The sequence below is a fragment of the Kaistia algarum genome (assembly GCF_026343945.1).
Classification (GTDB): domain Bacteria; phylum Pseudomonadota; class Alphaproteobacteria; order Rhizobiales; family Kaistiaceae; genus Kaistia; species Kaistia algarum.
Genome location: NZ_JAPKNJ010000003.1, coordinates 306,792 through 325,918 on the forward strand (window position 1 = coordinate 306,792; position 19,127 = coordinate 325,918).

Sequence of the window (19,127 nt, forward strand, 5' to 3'; positions counted from 1 at the left end):
CGAACCGATCCATGCAGCCGATGAAGGGGGAACCTGGCGCCGAGCCGCGGCGAGGGTCGCCATGCCTTTGGAGGCGGATCTATTCGCCGGACGCTCCGGAACGAGGTGAGGAATGATGCATTCACGGGTTCGGAGACGCTGGGCAACGGCGTCGTGGCCTGCTTGGACGAGCCCGCGGACGCATCATGCTTGAGCGTTCCGACATGGCGGTTGCCGATATCTCCGAAAAGCAGGGTGAGGTGATTGCGGCCCTTTCCGGCGCTACCAAGATCTTTGGTGGCACGGTCGCTATTTCCGACGTTTCGATCGAACTCAGATCCGGCGAAGTTCTGGCGCTGCTGGGAGAGAACGGCGCGGGCAAGAGCACCTGCGTCAAGCTGCTCGCTGGCGTCTATCGTCCCGATATCGGGAAGGTGCTGGTCGGGGGCGAGCCGGTCAGCTTTTCCTCCCCGCTCCAGGCGCAGCGCGCCGGCATTGCTGTCATGCACCAGCATCCTGGCCTCTTTCCGGATCTGAGCGTTGGCGAAAACCTCTTCATCGGCCAGACCGGCCCGCAATCGTCCTGGCGGATCGATCGGGGTCGCATACGCAGTGAAGCGCAGCGGCTGCTGCAACTCGTCGGCCTTCATGCCGATATCGACGCGCCTCTCTCGCGGCTGCGGACTTCCGAACAGCAACTCGTCGAAATCGCCCGCGCTTTGTCGCTCGATGCCCGCGTGCTGATCATGGACGAGCCGACGGCGGCGCTGTCGCAGCGTGAGGTCGAGCGGCTGTTCGCCGTCGTCAACAATCTGCGCGGCCATGGGGTCGCCATGATGTTCGTCGGCCATCGCATGGACGAGATCTACCGCGTCGCCGACCGGATCGCAGTGCTGCGGGACGGGCATCTCGTCGGCGTTGAGCGCGCCCAGGAACTGACGCGTGAGCGCGCCGTCCAGATGATGGTCGGACGCTCGCTCGATGGCCTCTATCCGCACCATGAGCCGACGCGGGGAGCGGTGCTGATGAGCGTGAAGGGCCTGTCGCGCGACGGGGCCTTCGAGGATGTGTCCTTCGAGCTGCGCGCCGGCGAAATCCTTGGATTTGGTGGCCTGGTCGGCAGCGGACGCACCGAGATCGCGCGGGTTCTGTTCGGCATCGACCTGCCCACGGCCGGCACGATGACGCTGGATGGCGCGGATGTCCGCTTCGCTTCCGCCCGCGACGCGATGGATCGCGGCATCGCTTACGTTTCGGAGGACCGGATCGGGCAGAGTCTGGTGATGGATTTCTCGATCCTGGCCAATAATTCGCTGACCGTTCTCGACGATGCGACCCGTGGCGGACTGGTCTCCCGCTCCAAGGAGCTCGCCTTCGCGAAGCCCTTTCTCGACCGGTTGCGGCTGCGGTTTCATTCCTACGACCAGCCGGTCAGTACGTTGTCGGGCGGCAATCAGCAGAAGGTCGTCCTCTCCAAATGGCTCGCCACGCAACCGCGCGTGCTGATCCTCGACGAACCGACGCAGGGCATCGACGTCCAGGCCAAGGCCGACGTGCATGCTATGATCGCCGATCTCGCCTCTCAAGGGTTGGCGATCATCCTGATCTCGTCCGAGCTGCCGGAATTGCTCGGCATGTGCGATCGGATGATCGTCCTGCGCGAGGGCCGGATCAGCGCGCGGTTCAACCGGGACGAGGCGACGCAGGAAAAGGTCATTGGTGCTGCGACGGACGCTGTGGAGGCGGAGCGCGACGCGATGCGTCCCGTTGAAGGGGCCGAACCGCAGATCTTCACGCCCGAAAGTCCCGGCCTTGCCTTGCCGCGCTTCTTTGCCCGGCGCGAATTCGGCCTCGTCGCGGCGATTGCCGCCGTCATCATCCCCGTTTCGATCCTCAATCCGCGCATGCTGAGCGGCGCCAATCTTTCCGCGCTCGCCATGGATGCCGGATTGCTGATGACTGTTGCGGTCGGCCAGATGCTGGTCATCATCACGCGCAACATCGATCTCTCGGTCGCTGCCGTGATCGGTCTTGCCGCCTATGGCGCGGCGTCGACGTTGCATCTTCATCCCGAACTCGGCGTCGTTGGCGGCGTGCTGCTTGCGTGCGGCATCGGGTTGCTGGCGGGCCTCGTGAACGGCTTCGTCGTTACTTACGGCAAGGTTCCGGCCATCGTCGTGACGCTTGGCACCATGACGATCTTCCGCGGCTTGAACAGCCTCTGGGCTGGCGGGCAGCAGATCAGCGCCGATCAGGTTCCGCAGTCCTGGCTCGACATGACCAGCGCCAATCTGTTCGGCATCCCTGCCGTGTTGATCATCGCGGTCGCAACGCTTCTGGTCATCGCCTGGGCGCTCCGATCCACGGTGATCGGGCGGGAGCTCTATGCGATCGGCTCGAACCCCGCCGGCGCGCAGCTCATCGGCATTCCCGTCCGGGCCCGCGTGCTGCTCGCCTTCGCCGTCGGCGGTTTGTTGGCCGGCTTCGATGGCGCGCTCTGGGCGTCGCGCTATGCCACGGTCGATGCACGCGTCGCCTATGGCTTCGAGCTGACGGTGATCGCCGCCGTGGTGGTGGGTGGCATCGCGGTGCGCGGCGGTTCGGGTACGGTGCTCGGCGTCGCGCTCGGCACGCTGACGCTTCTCGTCATCAACAACGGGCTGACGCTGGTCCGTGTCGATCCGCTCTGGCTGCAAGGCGTCTACGGCCTCGTTATCCTCGCCGCGATCGGGATCGATGCCTATGTGGCGCGCCGGGGCGCCGCGAGCCGGAAGGGAGGGCATTGATGGCCCGCCGTTCCGACACCCCACCGGATTTCGTGGCGCGCTTCGCCAACTGGGACAATTTCCTGGCCGTTCTCACGATCGCGGTTCTGGCCTATGCCGTCCTGTTCGTGCCGAACTTCGCATCGGCCTTTAATATCTCGCAGGCCATTGCGGGCGTATCGGAGCGGGCCTTGATCGTCCTGCCCATGGTGCTGCTGATCATTGCCCGCGAGATTGACCTGTCGGTCGCCAGCATATTGGCGCTGACCAGTGTCGTGTTTGGGCTGATGGTCCAGGCCGGCGCGCCGCTGATCGTTGCCATACCGCTGACGCTTGTCGCGGGCGGCCTCTGTGGCGCTTTCAACGGCGTTTTGGTGACGGCGCTGGGCCTGCCGTCGCTGGTCGTGACGCTTGGCACCATGGCTCTGTTCCGGGGCATCGGCTACATCCTGCTCGGCTCGGGCTCGATCAACGTCTTCCCGGACAGCTTCCTGAATTTCGGCATCGACATGGTCGGTCCGACGCCGCTCCCCTGGACGATCGTGCCGTTCCTCGTGCTGGCGCCCATCTTTGCGATCGCACAGCAGAAGATGCCGGTCGGCCGGCGCATCTATGCGATCGGCGGCAATCCAGATACGGCGCGCTATTCCGGCATCCGTCTCGCTCGCACCGTGTTCTGGCTGTTCGTCACCTCCGGCGTCGTCTGCGCGGCGGCCGGCATGGTCTATGCCGCGCGCCTGTCCAATGCCCGCGCCAATAACGCGCTCGGCATCGAGCTCGATGTCATCACCATCGCGCTCTTGGGCGGCATCAGCGTCTTCGGTGGCAAGGGGCGGCTCACGGGCGTCCTTTGGGCCCTGCTTCTGGTCGCCACGATCCGTAATGTGCTCGGTTTGCTGCAGATCGGCGGCGATGCGCAGGGCACCGTCATCGGCCTGCTGCTCATCGTCTCGCTTCTGGCAAGCAACGCGGCCGAGCGCGTGTTCGGCAGCCTGCGCGTTCAGTTTCTCTCCCGAAAGACAGGCGAGTAATTCCGGAATCTCGTCTGCACGTCACCAATCCGGATCGAAAGTCCCGAGGAGGAAGACCATGAAGTCGCATCTCGTTAAGTCCCTGCTACTGGCTAGCAGCCTCGTTGCCGTCGCGTCGCTCGCATCCGTCGCGAGCGCCGAGGAATGCGCGACCGCCCCCGTTACCGTCGGCTTCCTGCCGAAGCTCGACACGGACCCCTATTTCCAGGTGGCGCAGACCGGCGCCGAGGAAGCGGCGGCCGAGATCGGCGGCAAGGCCATCAAGCAGGCTCCATCCCAGGCCACCGCCGAGGCACAGATCGAGTTCATCAACAATCTCGTATCGCAGAAGGTCGGAGTCATCGCGATTTCGGCCAATGATGCCAATGCCGTTGCCCCCGCGCTGAAGCGCGCCATGCAGCAGGGCGTCAAGATCGTGTCCTACGATTCCGACGTCGCGCCCGCCGCCCGAACCGTCTTCCTCAATCAGGCAGCCGGCGACAGCCTTGCTGAGATGATGCTGGAATCGATGGGCAAGCTCATCGACTATGATGGCGAATTCGCCATTCTCTCCTCGACGCCCACCGCCACGAACCAGAACGCCTGGATCGACTTCATGAAGGCCAAGATGGCGGCCGAGCCGAAATACGCCAAGATGAAGCTGGTCCAGGTCGCCTATGGCCAGGAGAGCGAGCAGGTGAACCAGCAGCAGGCGCTGGGACTCGCGCAGGCGTTCCCCAATCTGAAGGGCATCATCATTCCTGCCGGCATCGGGCTGCCGGCCGCCGCGCGCGCCATGGAGCAGGCGGGCCTGCTCGGCAAGATCAAGCTGACCGGCCTCGCGCCCGCGACCTTGATCAAGAAGTACATCCAGGACGGTTCGGTTCAGGACATCTGGTGGAACGTCAAGGACCTCGGCTACCTGACCTATTTCGCGGCGCAGGCGGTGGCCCAGTGCAAGCTCACCGGCAAGGAAGGCGAAACCTTCAAGGCCGGGCGCCTCGGCGATTACACCGTCGGCAAGGGCGGCGAAGTGCTGCTCGGGCCGGCCGATATCGTGACGCCGGCGAACGTCGAAGAGTTCAAGTTCTGATCTTTTGACGATCAAAGACAGATGGCGCCGCCGCTCTCGGGTGGTGGCGCCCTTCGGCCTTTGGCTCCCACTTCGCCCTCATTGAGGATTGACCGATGAAACCCGTCCTGTTGGCCGGCGAGACTTTCCACATCACGTCGTTCGCCTCCAAGGGCTACGAGGTCGGAGCCTCCTCCCGCTATACAAACGGCGCGGAACGCTATCTCGCCGCGATGGCAGCTTGCGGGATCGAGGTGACACAGATCGGGGGCGAGCGTTGCGAAAGTGAGTTTCCAACCAGCCTCGAAGCTCTTTCTGCCTTTTCCTGTGTCGTGCTTTCCGATGTCGGCATGCTGTCGCTTCTCTACACGCCGCAGACGCGTGCGGGCCGGCGGTCCGTCAATCGGCTCGAACTGCTGCGGCAATGGGTCGAGAGCGGCGGTGCGCTGATGATGGCCGGCGGCTACACCAGCTTCCAGGGCATGGACGGCATGGCACTGTTCCATGGCACCGCGGTCGAGGAGTGTCTGCCCGTCGAGTGCCTGTCGGGTCCCGATGGCGTCGAGGCGCCGGAAGGTCTCGACCCCGCGATCGTACAGCCCGGCCATCCGATATTGGACGGCATAAGCGTGCCGATCCCCTATATTCTCGGGATCAACCGAACCTTGGCCCGCGCGCCCAACGACGCCACGATACTCGTTCAGGTCCCCTATCGCGGTGCCGTCCTCCCCCTCCTTGCCGTGCGCTTCTATGGCGCCGGCCGTACGCTCGCATGGGCGACCGATATCGGCCCTCACTGGCTCTCTAGGGACTTCCTCGATTGGGAAGGCTATGACCGGCTGATGGCCAACATGATCCGGTGGTTGGTTCGGGAACAGTAGGCAGTTGCCAGTTCAGCGATGGACGGAAACGCCATGCAGCCCTTTTCGATCGACGAACTCACGACACTTCTAACGACGAAGATAGGAGCCACCCGGCACATGGTGGCCCTGGCCGGTCCGCCCGGCGCTGGCAAATCGACGCTCTCCGCGCAGCTTGAGGATCGCCTCAATGCTGTCTATCCCGGCGCCGCCGCCGTGCTGTCGATGGACGGCTATCATTTCGACGACCTTGTCCTCGTTCCGCGCGGCCTGCGCCCGCGCAAGGGCGCGCCCGAAACCTTCGATGTGGTGGGCTTCGAACAAATGTTGCGGCGCCTGCGCTCCGATGACGAGGATGAGATCGCGGTGCCGGTCTTCGACCGCGACATCGAGATCGCGCGCGCTGGCGCCCGGATTATCCCGCGCTCCGTGCGGTTGCTGATCGTTGAGGGCAACTACCTTCTGCTCGACCGCGAACCCTGGCGAAGCCTCGCCTTCGACACGACAATCATGATCACGGCGGCCCGCGAAGTCCTGCGCCAGCGCCTTTTCGAGCGCTGGACGCACTACCGGCTGAACGAGGCGGAGATGGCCGCCAAGATGGACGGCAACGACATGTCCAATGTCGATCTCGTGCTGACGCAAAGCCGGCCTGCGATGTATTCCCTCCGGACATGACTGCGAATAGGCGCGGAATTATTGCCCCGGCCGAAATCGATCTAACTATATGATTTTGATAATAAATCTTGAAGACAGCCGGGGGCTCTGCCGGCGCCGATCGAGGCCCCGACAGACATAGAATTTCGGAAGTATTCGCAATGTGTTGACGCCATCTCGTGTGAGGTCCCGCTTGGGCACCTGTTCACACCCAAGAGGGTGGATGCCTGTCTGATCCGCCAAATCTGGCCATTGCAGCCGGCCAAAACCTGTGCGCATATTTCGTTTGTGGCTCACACGTACAAAATAGTTTGACCCGATATTGCCTCGGATATCTGGATGCGCAGGGAAACCGCGTCCGTCCGAAATGGCAGCGACCTTCAACAGGGAAGCAATGAAATGAACCGAACTCAGATATTCGGGGTTCTTGCGCTCGCAGCGCTGCCCTTCGTTTCGCCGGCGATCGCCGACGACAAACTCGACATCGGCATCATCACCTTTTCCACCTCGGACGTGGATACCAACCAGATGATCGATACGATGACGAAGCAGGCCGAGTCCAAGGGCTGGACTGTGGCGACGCTGAATGCCAATGGCGACCCGTCGCAGGCCATCGCCGGGATCAAGCAGCTTGTGACGAAAAAAGTCGATGCAATCATCGTCACGGTGTTCGATTCGACTGGCCTCGCCGCGGGCCTCGCCGCCGCGAAGGAAGCCAATATTCCAGTTCTCTCCGCAGGTGGCGGCATGGCGCCGGGAATTGCTCTTTCCGCCAGTACGGGCGCCGCTCCGCCGCTCATGGATCTGTTGCTCAAGAACATCAACAATGCCGGCACGGTGCTCGATTTGAGCTATCACCCCGGCATTCCCTGCCGCGAGCGCGCTGATACATTCGACGCGGCGGTGGCCGCCAATCCGGGCCTCAAGGCGACGACGCACGAGATCACGATCCCGGGCGCGGCAGAGTCCTCCCAGGCCGCGACCAGCGCCTGGCTTGCGGCCACAGCCGGCGACAAGGGCCCATTCGCGATCTTCAATTGCTATGACGACAATGCCATGGGCGCGATCGCCGCGCTGAAGCAGAACGGGCGGACAGACGTCCAGGTCTATTCCTTCAACGCCACTGCGCCGGCTGTACAAGCCGTCAAGGACGGCACCATGACAGCGACGCTCGGCGTCGACCTGACATCAGCCGGCAAGATGCTGATCGACCAGATCCCCGACGTCATCGCGGCAGGCGCCGCTTGGGAGCCGAAGTCATTCGTTCCCGGCTATGATCTCGTGACCAAGGACAATGTCGACCAGTTCATGAAAGACAATCCCCAATAGTCCTTGCCATCTCAGGACCAAGATCCGGCGGGGGCTCGCCCGGCCGGATCGTCTACACAGCGGCAAGAGGAACTTTCATGTTGGCCGACAAATCTCGCCCGGGGAGCACAGCCTCGGCTGCGCCGGGCCGGGCGAGCGTTCACGCGTCGCCCGCCGGAGACCGGTCTCGTGCCCGGCAGGCCCTGGCCATGCGCCTCCTCGGAACATACGGAACCATCCTCGTCCTGGTGACCATGCTGATCGTCTTCTCGGCGACCCAGCCCGGTACGTTCGCGACCGTCGGCAATTTCCGGAACATTCTCAACGATATGGCGATCGGCACGATCGTCGCCGCGGGTCTGACGCTTCCGCTCGTTGCCGGCGATTTCGACCTGAGCATCGGCTATGTTGCAAGCTTCTGCGGCTTGCTGGTAGTCGGACTTCTCAGCGCCAACCAATTGCCGATCCCCATCGCTATCCTGATCGTCGTCGCCATCGGGACAGTGATCGGAATCGTTAATGGCATCATCGTCTCCAAGATCGGCGTCAACGCCTTCATCGCGACGTTAGGAACGGGAACGGTGGTGGTGGGCCTCAACTACGCCTATTCGGGCGGTATTCCGCTGCAACTCACCCATTCGCGGGAATTCACGGATATCGCCATCGGCCGTCTCGGCGGCGTGCCGCATCTTATTCTTATCATGGCGGCGGTGCTGATCGTCCTTTGGGTTATCCTGAACCGGACCGTCCAGGGGCAACATATCAAAGCGATCGGCGTCAGCGCCGAATCGGCCCGACGGGCCGGCGTCGCCGTCGACCGCAGCCGTATCATCACCTTCGCGATCGCGAGCACCTGCGCGGCGATCGGCGGCGTGCTGATGGCATCCAATCTGGGTTCGGGCCAGGTCACCGCCGGGGACGGCTTCATGCTCACTTCGTTTTCCGCCGCCTTTCTCGGTTCAGCGGCCCTTCGCGAAGGGCAGTTTCACATCATCGGCACGCTGATCGGCGTGCTCACCGTGGCCGTTGGCAATAACGGCCTTGCGATGATCGGCGCGCCGATCTTCACCCAGTATCTCTTTGCGGGCTGCCTGCTGGTCCTCGCCGTAGCCCTTGGCGGGATCGGGCGGCGCTATGGGCGGGGTTAGGTCGATGCGGTGCGGGACGAACGGGGACACGGGAACATGACGCTGCTCAGCCTCCGGCAGATCAGCAAGAGCTTCGGCGGCATTCAAGCGCTCGACGCCGTGTCGCTCGACCTTGCCAAGGGCGACATTCTGGGCCTTGTCGGCGACAATGGCGCCGGCAAGTCGACGTTGATCAAGATCCTCGCCGGGACCCATGATCCGACCTCGGGGCAGATCCTGTTGGATGGCCAGCCGACGACGCTTTCGCCGCCCGCCGAGGCGCAGCGCTTCGGCATCGAGACGGTCTATCAGGATCTTGCGCTGATCGGCACGTTCTCGGCAGCGGAGAACTTCTTCCTCGGCCGCGAACTGGCGCTCGGCAAGGGTCCGGCGCTTTTTCGTTTCATACGACGTCGCGACATGCTGGAGACAGCGAGCCGCGGGCTTGAGGAATTGCACATCGATATTCCCGGCGTGCGCAACAAGCCGGTCGATCGCATGTCCGGCGGGCAGCGTCAGCTCGTGGCCATCGCGCGCGGTGCCTTCTGGGGCCGCAAACTGCTGCTGCTGGACGAGCCAACGGCGGCATTGGGCGTGCGCGAATCCCGAGAAGTACTGGATTTGATTCGCCGGCTCGGTGAGCGAGGCCTCACGATCGTGATGGTCACCCATAATCTCGAGCATCTCTGGCAGGTGTGCAATCGGGTCGTCGTCATGCGGCGCGGACGCAAGGTCGCCGACATGAACAGCGGCGAGACCAACCTGGAGGAGGTCGTTGGTTACATTACCGGGGCCAGGGAGCCGCGGGAGACGCAGGGGCTCGAACTGGCGGTGGCGCCGTGAACGCCGATCCCAAGACGCTTCACAGCCTTCTAGCCGATGCGCCGAACCGCTGGGGTCGCTGGGGTCCCAATGACGAGATTGGCGCGCTCAATTTCCTCGGCGAGCGCGAGGTCCGGCAGGGGCTGGCGGCCATCCGCCAGGCCCGCACCTTCACGCTCGGCGTGCCAATCGCGACAGATCGCGGCGATCCCGTGTTTCCGGGGCGCTGGCCGGCGCGCCACTTCATGGTCGCCGACAAGGCGGGCTTCACCGCAGGTCACTGGCATCCGCTGCATGGCGGGCTGGAATTCGCTGACGATTATGTCACCGGCTTCGCCCAGGCCGGCACGCATTGCGACGCGCTCGGCCATATGTGGTTCGATGATACGCTCTGGAACGGCTATCCGGCGGCAAGCACCAATGGCGGCATGACCAAGGCCGGCATCATGCCGATCGCCGAGCGCGGCATCGTCGGGCGCGGTGTGCTGCTCGACATAGCGCGGTTTCGCGGCAAGGCGGCGCTCGGCCGCGGCGAGACGATCACGCATCACGACCTCGTCGAATGCGCCCGCGCGCAAGGCGTCGAGATCCTGCCGCGCAGCATCCTGATGGTGCGCACCGGCTGGGTCGGTGCGCTGCTCGGCGGCCGGGAGACCATAACGGACACGTATTGGGAGCCGGGGCTGACCTTCAGCCTCGATCTGGTGCGCTGGTTCGACGCCATGGAAATACCCTGCCTCGTCACCGATACGCTCGCCAATGAGACCACCTATGAGCCGGATACGGGGATGATGCTGGTGCTGCATGCGGCGCTGATGCGCAATCTCGGCATCGTCTTCACCGAAATGGCGTGGCTCGACGATCTCGCGGAACGGGCGGCGGCCGACCGACAATTTGACGGCCTCTTCTGCGGCAGCCCGGCCAAGGTCAGCAAGGGCACTGGCGGATCGATCAATCCCGTCTTCATCCGATAACAACCCTGCGGAACACCTCCATGACGACGCCAGACGACGCAACGAAACTGTGCTTCCTGCCGGCGAGCGAACTCGCCGCCCGCATCAAGCGGCGCGACCTGTCGCCCGTCGAGGTGGTCGAGGCCTACCTTGCCCGGATCGAAACCCGTAACCCGATCGTCAACGCCTATACGCTGGTGCTGGCCGACCAGGCGAGGGACGCGGCGCGCGAGGCGGAGAAGGCGGTGATGGCCGGCGGCCCGCTCGGTCCGTTGCATGGCGTGCCAGTCGGCATCAAGGATCTCGACGACGTAGCTGGCATTCCGACCTCGATGGGCTCCCTGGCCGTCCAGAACCGCGTGCCAAAGAAGAGCGCCGTCGCGGTCGAGCGCCTGCTGGCCGCAGGGGCCATCATTCTCGGCAAGACCAATACGCCGGAATTCGGCCACAAGGGCATCACCGACAATCTGCGCTTCGGCCCGACCAGCACGCCCTTCGCCATCGGCTATAATTCCGGCGGCTCTTCCGGCGGCAGCGCGGCGGCGGTCGCCGACGGCATGGCGGCGCTGGCGCAGGGCACCGATGGCGGCGGCTCGGTCCGCATCCCCGCCGCCTTCAGCGGCACGGTCGGATTCAAGCCATCCTTCGGCCGCATCCCGTCGGTCACGCGGCCGGATGCTTTCCTCTGGGGCCATCCGCTGGTCCATATCGGGCCGCTCGCTCGCACGGTGACCGACGCGGCGCTGATGACGTCGATTATGGCCGGACCGCATGCCCGCGATCCGCTGTCGCTACCCGATGACGGCACGCGCTATCTCGATGCCGCGGCGCGGCGGCAGCGCAAGATCCGCGTCGCCTACAGCCCGCGGCTCGGCAATTTCCCGGTCGATCCGCGCGTCGCTGCGGTCGTCCGCAATGCGGTTTCGGCTCTCTCGGGCAAGGATGTCGAGGTCGAGGAGATCGAACTGAAGCTGAAACCCGACCACAATGAGCTGGCGGCGCTGTGGGTGCGCACCATCGCCATCCACTACGCGGCGATTGCCGTGCACTGGAAGGCGGACGGCATCGATCTTCTGGGAGATCTGGCCGACAAATTGTCTCCAGATTTCCTGGCCATGCTGCAATCCGCCTATCGCGTCTCGGCCGTCGACCATGCGCTCGACGATCTGCTTCGCAGCCAGGTGTTCGACGCGATCGAGGATATCCTCGAATCCTGCGATCTGATCGTGTCGCCGACGCTGGCGATTCCGCCGGTGCGCAACGCCACGGACGGGCATACGCGCGGCCCGACCGAGATCAATGGCGAACCCGTCGATCCACTGATCGGCTGGTGCATGACCTATCCGATCAATTTCACTGGCCACCCCGCCATCTCGGTTCCCGCGGGGCTGACGCCGGAAGGATTGCCAGTCGGCCTCCAGATCATCGGTCGCCGTCATGCCGATGCGAGTGTGTTGACGCTCGCCGCCCATTTCGAACGGCTGCGGCCCTGGCTGCAGAGCTATCCGGGCTTGAATGGCTAGCCGCGGTTCGACTCCCTAGATCGGGAACCGCAGCAGGTCGGAGAGGACCAATCCGGCGGCGCCGAGCAGCGCGGCCTGGTCGCCGGCATCGCCGGCAATGATCTCGATCTCGCCGCCGGGGCGGCGGGGCACCATGCTGCGGACGTGCCCGGCGATGGCGTCGATCATCCGCTCGCCGCCGAGCACGACGTCGCCATGCAGGATGAAGACGTTAGGTGCCAGCGTCTGCTGAACATTCGCGACGCCGGCGGCGACGTTGCGGGCATAGCGATCGAGCAGCGACGCCGCGCCGGCGACTTCGCGATCGGCCATGGCGACCAGCCGGGCGGAATTGATGGCATCGGGATCCGGCAGGCCGATGGCTCGCGCCTCGCGGCGAAGCCAGCTCAGCGTCGCGACCGTATCCCAGCATCCGCGCCGGCCGCAGCGGCAGAGTTCGCCGTCGAGCTGCACGAAAGTATGCCCTAGTTCGCCGCCCGCGCCGGCGGCGCCCCGATAGAGATGACCCTCGACATAGAAGGCCCCGCCCAGGACCTCGCCGGTATAAACGACGGCAAATTGCTCGGCGCCGCGGCCGCTGCCAAACCAGCGGTCGCCGACCAATAGTGCGCGCGGGTGATGATCGAGAACGACGGGCAGATTGAACCGCGCCTGCAGCGCATCGGCGAGCGGGAATCGATCGAGCGCCGGCGCCAAATTGACGGCGACGATCGAGCCCAGATCCGTATCGACCATTCCGCCTACGGCGACGCCGATGCCGAGCGGCGTGCGGCTCGCGCCGGCGAGCGTGCGCTGGACGCAGGTCACTATGGTTTCGATGATGGGGGCGGTTGGCCCGTCTCCGGGTGGCAGGTCGAGCTTGACCTCGACCAGGATCGTGCCCTCGAGCGTGACGAGGCAGGCATGCACCGCGTCCGGCATGAGCAGCACGCCGCAGATGGGCCGCGAATTCGGCGAGAACCACAGGGGGCGGGCCGGCTTGCCGCGCGCCGGCTGCCCGGGAGCCGCGTCGATCTCAACCAGCAAATCGTCGTCGATCAACGGCTGGACAATGCCGGATATGGTCGTGCGATGGACGCCGGAAAGTCGCGCCAGATCGGCCCGGCTCGTGGGGCCGAGGTCGAACAAAGCCTGCAGGACGCGGCCGCGGTTGGTCGACCCAACCGTCGATGACGTCAGCAGCGAATGGCGCGACTTGGTCGACCTTTCGCCGGAGATAGCGATCGCCTGTGCGATTTCGGGCAATCCACCGGACCTGCCGCCGAACTGTCCCCTGCTATGCCGATCATCCATCGTCGTGTCATCCGAAGGCGCCAAAGCGCAATGAACCTGGAGGTCTCCTAGCCGATCCATACCCGCTATTCGAGGATTTAGTGTGAGTCTCTCACAAACCTGCTTTCGGCGCAGCAGGAACGGCCCCTCGTTGGACCGGATCCGTTCAAGAAGCATTGGTGCGACCGTTGTTTGGGATCGAAAAGAGCGCAGCGCGTGAGTCGCGCATTCGCGGGCTGGAACGATTGCCCGAACAGCGGCACGCAATACGATGTGTCGTGCCGGGCGAGCCGGCATGTCGCACTCGGCGCCCGCAAGTTCGCCACGTGTCCAGGCGTTGCGCGCGAAGCGAGGCTGACATTGGCCGTATGACGTCAATAGTGCGCTCTTACACGCTCGTGACCTTGGTCATTGCGATCGCAGGCAGTGTTTTCTGATGTACAGGTCCAGCCGGCGGTTCTAGACGTCGCTGTCTGGCGAGTTGTTTACAGCCGTCCCAGCGCTGCTCTGATACCGAGTTCATTTCCTTGCCGTCCGATCACAGCCCCAAACATCGCTTCCCGTTGTTCGTGCCGATTCTTGCCGGGGCAACGGCGCGAGAACGGGCGATAGGGTGCCTCGGAGCGCTGGTCGGCATTGCCGTCACCGGGTTGTTCTGCGGCTGGCTGGCTGGCCTCGGACCCCAATTCCCACTGATCGTCGCGCCGATCGGCGCCTCAGCCGTGCTCCTGTTTGCCGTCCCAGCTAGTCCGCTCGCCCAGCCATGGCCCATCATTGGCGGCAACACGATCTCTGCCTTTGTCGGCATCCTCGTCGCTCATCTCGTACACGAGCCGGTGCTGGCGATCGGCCTCGCGGTTTCGCTGGCGATCGCCGTCATGTCGCTAACCCGCAGCCTGCATCCGCCGGGCGGTGCCGCCGCCCTGACGGCGGCGCTGGGCGGTCCTGCCGTGGCCTCGGCGGGCTTCCTGTTTCCGCTGGTTCCAGTCGGTCTCAATTCGGTGCTGCTGGTGGCGATCGGAATCGCCTTCCACCGCCTAGCGCGCCGGCGCTATCCGCACGTCGTGGTCCCGCCCACTGGCAATCAGCATCGGACGTCCGACATTCCCACGCCGTTGCGCGTCGGCTTTCGTGGCGAAGATATAGACGCCGCGCTCCGCTCTTTCGATGAGACCTTCGACATCGACAGGGCTGATCTCGACCGGCTGTTGCGGCAGGTCGAGTTGCAGGCGCTCATCCGTTCGACCGGCGCCGTCCTTTGCCGAGACGTCATGTCACGCGATGTCGTACGCGTCGGTCTGGACGCGCGCAGCGAAGCCGCTCGGAAGCTGCTGATCGATCACAACATCCGCACCTTACCGGTGGTCGATGATCGCGATGAACTCGTCGGCACGATCGGCCTTCGCGAGCTTGCTGGTGACGCCGAGTTCATCGCCGGCCTCGTCTCGGAATCGGCAACCGCCGCACCAGACGATCCGGCCCTCGGCCTCGTTCCGCTTCTGACCGACGGGCGCACCCACGCGGCCATCATCGTCGGCGAAGATCGCCGCATCGCTGGCCTGATCAGCCAGACCGACCTTTTCGCCCTGCTCGCAAAGACGCATATGTTGAGCAGCGGGTGAGTGGCGGACCAGTGGCCACGCGTTGTCCAGCAGCGCTGGCAGTGAATGGGCGCGGGATTTTGACCTCGGCTTGAATCGACCTAATCATCGAATCTTCTCATAGATATCGAAGACTATCCGGGTCTCAATCAGCGCCGATCGAGACCCCGGTAGGCGCAGAATTTCTGAAACATTCTCAACGCGTTGAAGCCATCCGATGTGAGCTCCTGCGAGATCGCGCGTTCACAGACTATCTAGTTGCTGTCGAGCTCAAGCGGCCTACTGCACTAGAGGGTCGACCCTTGCACGCCCAATGACAGGGCGCGGTCGAAGTGAACCGCCCCGGGTTTGTCGAAGGCTCCAACTCCTGAGAAGGTGGAGTCATGACGAGCAAGACGACGAACAAGTTTTCGTCTGAGGTGCGCTCACGCGGTGCGGATGGTGCTGGATCATGAGGCTGAGCATCCGTCGCGCTGGCAGGCGATTGTGTCGATTGCGACCAAGATGGGCGGCTCGTGACACTCGTTGAACGAGCGGCTCAAGAAGGCTGAGGTCGACGCCGGCAAGCGGGCCGGGGAGACGACGGATATGGCGGCCAAGCTGAAGGCGTTCGAGCGGGAGAACCGCGAGTTGCGGCAGGCGAACAAGATTCTGCGCAAGGCGCCCTCGTATTTCCCGCGGGCGGAGCTCGACCGCCGGTCGAAGACAGGATCGCGTTCATCGACGATCACCGCGTTGCGGACTCCAACATTCGCATCTCGTCAGCCCGGTCAGCGTCGATAATGGCGACGCGCAACGTGTATCGGCGGCTCTCGCCGGGCTGCAGAACGATCAGTTCCCCGCGGTCCTCGATCTCGCGCCGGCCGAAGCCGTTGCTGCACGGTTCGATTCCGACGGCATATTGCCCTTCGCCCATCATCCGCCATTCGATGTAGTTGGGCAGCGTCTTCTGATCATAGGCGACCGAGAGCCCGATTCCGCCCATCAGGCGCGGATTGAAGATCGCGACCTCCACCTCGCCGCTTTCATTGGCGCGCATGCGATGCTCGAAGGTTTGCTGGATCCAGTTGCGCTGCGGAGCGACGAATCGCGACCAACTGGTGCGGTCCTCCAGATCGGCCGTGCCGAACAAGAGCTTCGGCGTCCCGATGCTTGGCGCGATGAACTCGGCACCGTAGTCGACGAACGGATAGCCGATATTGATGTGGTAGAGCAGCATATGGCTGGTCGGCGTATAGCCGCGGTTCTCGACCACATCCTCCATGGTGAAGGCGGATTGGCCGAGCACGGCCCGATAGGTCCGGGTAAGCACGAGATTCTCGCCATAGGCCTGCGCCTGCGTGACCCGCCCAATCGCCTCCATCACGTAACTCCCATCGATCCAGCGCTCGCCGAGGCTCACCAGTTCCGCCGGGATCAGCGCTGCCCGATCGTGAACGCCGTAGTGATCCGTGGGCCGGGCAGGGAAATTGTAGTGGCTGACATCGGCGTCTTCGGGATTGCCGATATGGAGCAGGCCGCAGGTATTGTTGAAGCCGCCGAGCCCGGCCCGCAGCCAGCCGAAATTGGCTTGATCCTCGAAATACCACGGCCCGGGCAGCATCGTCGGCGGCATCCAGGCGAGCGATGCCCCGCGATAGTCGCAACGGCCGACATCGAAGCCGCGATCGACGCCGATCTCGAAGGTGAAGCCGGTGCCTGTGCGGAATTCGACAAGACGCACCCCGCGCGAGGGACCATTGTCCGAAGTGATCAGGCGCACGCCGCCAAGCTGGGACATATGGCCGACCCGGCGGCGCAGATCGTCCGGTGTCAGGCCCGCCGCAAAGAAATCCATCGCTCCCTCCCATATGTTATCGGTATCATATCCACGGTCGTTCTCGACGCAATCCGCCCGATGCGATCCGCTTGCCGGCCGCCGCATTTTCGGACGCAGCGACGACACGTTCGCGATAAGAAGGGACGACAAGCCAACGGAACAAGAGCCCGGCTATTCGGGGAAGCGATGCAGGGCGCGAGCAGGGGAACATCGTGACGGAAAGCGGCAAGGCAGCGAAGGCCGGTTTCGGCGCGACCATGTCCGAAGTGGCGGCGCTGGCCGGCGTCACCAAGATGACGGTATCGCGGGTGCTGCGCCATCCCGAGAAGGTCAATGCCGAGACGCGGGAACGGGTCACCGCCGCCATGGCCCGCATCGGCTATGTCCCGAACCGCCTTGCCGGCAGCCTGACCGCCGGCTCGACCGGGCTGGTGGCGGCGATCGTGCCGACGCTGCGCCACTCCATCTTCGCCGATACGCTGGAAGGGATCAGCGACGTGCTGTCCGAGGCGGGTCTCGGCCTTTTCGTATCGTCGAGCGCCTATCGTACAGATGTCGAGGAGAGTCAGATCCGCTCGATCCTTGAGCGGCGGCCCGATGCGCTAGTGTTGACTGGGCTCACGCATACCGGGGCGACGCGCGAATTGCTGCGCGGCTTCGGCATTCCCGTCGTCGAGACGTGGGAGACCGGCGATGAGCCGGTTGACATGGCCGTTGGCTTCTCCAATCGCGAGGCGGCGCATGCGATGACGGCCGAACTGATCCGTTCGGGCTATCGCCGCATCGCTTTCGTCAACGGGCCGAGCGAGAGCAATGAGCGCGCCCGGCACCGGGCCGAGGGCTATCTTGATGCGATGCGCGAAGCGGGGCTGTCGGCGCCGCCGATCCAAGTCGTCCATGACGAGGCCGCGATCTTGCCGGAGACGGGGGCGCGAGCGATCCGCATGCTGCGCAAGAATGCGCCGGACGTGGATGCGGTGTTCTTCACCTCCGACGTCTTCGCGGTCGGCGCGATCCTCGCCTGCCGCGAACTCGGCGTCCGGGTGCCGGAGCAACTAGGCATTGCCGGGTTCCATGATCTCGAAATCGGCCGTGTCGTCTCGCCAACCCTGACCACGGTTCACGTCCCAGCCATGGAGATGGGGCGAAAGGCCGGTCACATGATCCTGGCGCGTCTCGCCGGAAGCAAGGGTGCGAGCGAGCGCTACGATCTCGGCTTCTCGATCATTTCGCGCGAATCGAGCCGTCGCAAACACTGAGCGAGACGATTGACTCTGTCATAAGTTACCGGTAACATTTTTCCGCATTCAACGATTGAGTGTCGAGCCGCGGCAAGAAGACCGGCGGCCAGGGAGGATGAAAGATGCTGAAGACATTGCTGGCGGCCGCCGCAGCGGCAGCCTTCGCGACGACGTTCGCCTTCGCGGCCGACAAGCCCACCGTCGGCCTGATCCAGATCGACCTGTCCAATCCCTTCCACCTGGGCGAGGTCGATGGCGCCAAGGAAGCGGCCCGACGTGCCGGCTTCGATCTCGTCGTCACCAGCGGCGAGGGAGACGTCACCAAGCAGATCCAGGCGATGGAGAACCTGATCAATCAGGGCGTCGACGTCATCTCGATCAATTTCATCGACGCCGCGGCCTTTGGCCCGACCATGGCCAAGGCCGCCGCCGCGAAGATCCCGGTGGTCTGCCTGCATTCCAAGATCGACGGCTGCGCGGCGGTGCTCGGCTTCGACGAGCGATATACCGGCAAGATCGTCGGCGAATATGCGGCCGAGTTGCTGAAGGCTCGCTACGGCGAGGTGAAGGGCGAGGTCGCCAATCTGCAGGGCCTGCTCGGCCAGGGCCTCAATACCGACCGTTCCGGCGGCTTCACCGACGTCATGGCGCAGTATCCAGGCGTCAAGGTCGTGGCCCAGGAGCCAACGAGCTGGGATCCGACCAAGGCGGTGTCGATCACCGAGAACTGGATGACTGCCTATCCGAATCTCGACCTGATTTACGGCAATTCCGACAGCCTCACTGTTCCCGCTGCCGGCGTCATCGGAAGGTCCGGAAAACAGGATCAGGTGATGCTCGTATCCGTGGATGGCACCGAACCTGGCCTGAAGGCAGTCAAGGACGGCACCATGAAGAGTACGGTTCTTCTCGCCCCGCAATATTCCGGCTTCTGGAAGGCCTATCTCCCCTTCCTGATCGCAACCGCGAAGGATGACCGCAAGGAAGTGCTGATCAAGGGCGTGCTGGTGACCAGCGACAATGTCGACAAGGCATTGAAGCTAGCCTCCGACCAGGTCAACAACATGCAGAGTTTCCCGTTCGAGAAGCCGCTCGCCGATATCGTCGCCGGCTACTGA

At 64.1% G+C, this 19,127-nt stretch carries 15 protein-coding genes and 1 pseudogene; 14 read left to right on the forward strand and 2 right to left on the reverse strand.

What is annotated here, in order from left to right:
- The first annotated feature begins 185 nt into the window (after positions 1-185).
- The 10 genes from OSH05_RS19795 (at position 186) to OSH05_RS19840 (ending at position 12,076) form a co-directional block, all read left to right on the forward strand.
- Positions 186-2,765, forward strand: coding sequence for an ATP-binding cassette domain-containing protein (locus OSH05_RS19795; RefSeq protein WP_104217937.1), 2,580 nt, complete (start codon positions 186-188; stop codon positions 2,763-2,765).
- Positions 2,765-3,775, forward strand: a complete 1,011-nt coding sequence (locus tag OSH05_RS19800) for an ABC transporter permease (protein WP_104217936.1) — start codon at positions 2,765-2,767, stop codon at positions 3,773-3,775. The genes OSH05_RS19795 and OSH05_RS19800 overlap by 1 nt, the downstream gene beginning before the upstream one ends.
- 58 nt (positions 3,776-3,833) lie before the next feature.
- Positions 3,834-4,847, forward strand: coding sequence for a rhamnose ABC transporter substrate-binding protein (locus OSH05_RS19805; protein ID WP_104217935.1), 1,014 nt, complete (start codon positions 3,834-3,836; stop codon positions 4,845-4,847).
- Between the two features lie 95 nt (positions 4,848-4,942).
- Positions 4,943-5,707, forward strand: coding sequence for a glutamine amidotransferase (locus tag OSH05_RS19810; protein ID WP_104217934.1), 765 nt, complete (start codon positions 4,943-4,945; stop codon positions 5,705-5,707).
- Positions 5,708-5,740: 33 nt separating this feature from the next.
- Positions 5,741-6,364, forward strand: coding sequence for a nucleoside/nucleotide kinase family protein (locus OSH05_RS19815; protein ID WP_104218217.1), 624 nt, complete (start codon positions 5,741-5,743; stop codon positions 6,362-6,364).
- Between the two features lie 378 nt (positions 6,365-6,742).
- Complete coding sequence (locus OSH05_RS19820; RefSeq protein WP_104217933.1) at positions 6,743-7,672, forward strand: sugar ABC transporter substrate-binding protein; 930 nt, start codon at positions 6,743-6,745, stop codon at positions 7,670-7,672.
- 188 nt (positions 7,673-7,860) lie between these two features.
- Positions 7,861-8,799, forward strand: a complete 939-nt coding sequence (locus tag OSH05_RS19825; protein WP_266352851.1) for an ABC transporter permease — start codon at positions 7,861-7,863, stop codon at positions 8,797-8,799.
- Between the two features lie 36 nt (positions 8,800-8,835).
- Positions 8,836-9,621, forward strand: coding sequence for an ATP-binding cassette domain-containing protein (locus OSH05_RS19830; protein WP_104217931.1), 786 nt, complete (start codon positions 8,836-8,838; stop codon positions 9,619-9,621).
- Entirely contained in the window at positions 9,618-10,574 is a 957-nt protein-coding gene (locus OSH05_RS19835; RefSeq protein ID WP_104217930.1) for a cyclase family protein, read from the forward strand. The genes OSH05_RS19830 and OSH05_RS19835 overlap by 4 nt, the downstream gene beginning before the upstream one ends.
- Before the next feature lie 20 nt (positions 10,575-10,594).
- A complete protein-coding gene (locus OSH05_RS19840; RefSeq protein WP_104217929.1) occupies positions 10,595-12,076 on the forward strand; it encodes an amidase in 1,482 nt (493 codons plus the stop codon).
- Between the two features lie 15 nt (positions 12,077-12,091).
- On the opposite strand, the gene OSH05_RS19845 is transcribed toward OSH05_RS19840, so the two are convergent.
- Positions 12,092-13,369 (reverse strand): ROK family protein, encoded by a 1,278-nt coding sequence (locus OSH05_RS19845; protein ID WP_104218216.1) that lies wholly within the window; start codon positions 13,367-13,369, stop codon positions 12,092-12,094.
- A gap of 506 nt (positions 13,370-13,875) precedes the next feature.
- Between OSH05_RS19845 and OSH05_RS19850 the strand changes: the two genes are divergently transcribed.
- Both OSH05_RS19850 and OSH05_RS19855 read left to right on the forward strand, forming a co-directional pair.
- A complete protein-coding gene (locus OSH05_RS19850; RefSeq protein WP_266352852.1) occupies positions 13,876-14,970 on the forward strand; it encodes an HPP family protein in 1,095 nt (364 codons plus the stop codon).
- Between the two features lie 362 nt (positions 14,971-15,332).
- Positions 15,333-15,683 (forward strand): annotated as a pseudogene (locus tag OSH05_RS19855) (IS3 family transposase); the annotation flags it as partial.
- Here the strand turns inward: OSH05_RS19855 and OSH05_RS19860 are convergent.
- Entirely contained in the window at positions 15,677-16,873 is a 1,197-nt protein-coding gene (locus tag OSH05_RS19860) for a DUF4432 family protein (protein WP_104217927.1), read from the reverse strand. The pseudogene OSH05_RS19855 and the gene OSH05_RS19860 overlap by 7 nt on opposite strands.
- A gap of 107 nt (positions 16,874-16,980) precedes the next feature.
- On the opposite strand from OSH05_RS19860, the gene OSH05_RS19865 reads away from it, so the two are divergent.
- Together OSH05_RS19865 and OSH05_RS19870 are read left to right on the forward strand one after the other, a co-directional pair.
- On the forward strand, positions 16,981-18,027 hold the full coding sequence (locus OSH05_RS19865) for a LacI family DNA-binding transcriptional regulator (RefSeq protein WP_104217926.1): 1,047 nt from the start codon (positions 16,981-16,983) through the stop codon (positions 18,025-18,027).
- Positions 18,028-18,131: 104 nt separating this feature from the next.
- Positions 18,132-19,127, forward strand: coding sequence for a sugar ABC transporter substrate-binding protein (locus tag OSH05_RS19870; protein ID WP_104217925.1), 996 nt, complete (start codon positions 18,132-18,134; stop codon positions 19,125-19,127).

Coding starts and splice junctions, on each gene's coding strand:
- OSH05_RS19795 (WP_104217937.1), top strand. CDS start 186: ATGCTTGAGCGTTCCGACATGGCGGTTGCCGATATCTCCGAAAAGCAG.
- OSH05_RS19800 (WP_104217936.1), top strand. CDS start 2,765: ATGGCCCGCCGTTCCGACACCCCACCGGATTTCGTGGCGCGCTTCGCC.
- OSH05_RS19805 (WP_104217935.1), top strand. CDS start 3,834: ATGAAGTCGCATCTCGTTAAGTCCCTGCTACTGGCTAGCAGCCTCGTT.
- OSH05_RS19810 (WP_104217934.1), top strand. CDS start 4,943: ATGAAACCCGTCCTGTTGGCCGGCGAGACTTTCCACATCACGTCGTTC.
- OSH05_RS19815 (WP_104218217.1), top strand. CDS start 5,741: ATGCAGCCCTTTTCGATCGACGAACTCACGACACTTCTAACGACGAAG.
- OSH05_RS19820 (WP_104217933.1), top strand. CDS start 6,743: ATGAACCGAACTCAGATATTCGGGGTTCTTGCGCTCGCAGCGCTGCCC.
- OSH05_RS19825 (WP_266352851.1), top strand. CDS start 7,861: ATGCGCCTCCTCGGAACATACGGAACCATCCTCGTCCTGGTGACCATG.
- OSH05_RS19830 (WP_104217931.1), top strand. CDS start 8,836: ATGACGCTGCTCAGCCTCCGGCAGATCAGCAAGAGCTTCGGCGGCATT.
- OSH05_RS19840 (WP_104217929.1), top strand. CDS start 10,595: ATGACGACGCCAGACGACGCAACGAAACTGTGCTTCCTGCCGGCGAGC.
- OSH05_RS19845 (WP_104218216.1), bottom strand. CDS start 13,369: ATGGATGATCGGCATAGCAGGGGACAGTTCGGCGGCAGGTCCGGTGGA.
- OSH05_RS19860 (WP_104217927.1), bottom strand. CDS start 16,873: ATGCGGCGGCCGGCAAGCGGATCGCATCGGGCGGATTGCGTCGAGAAC.
- OSH05_RS19870 (WP_104217925.1), top strand. CDS start 18,132: ATGCTGAAGACATTGCTGGCGGCCGCCGCAGCGGCAGCCTTCGCGACG.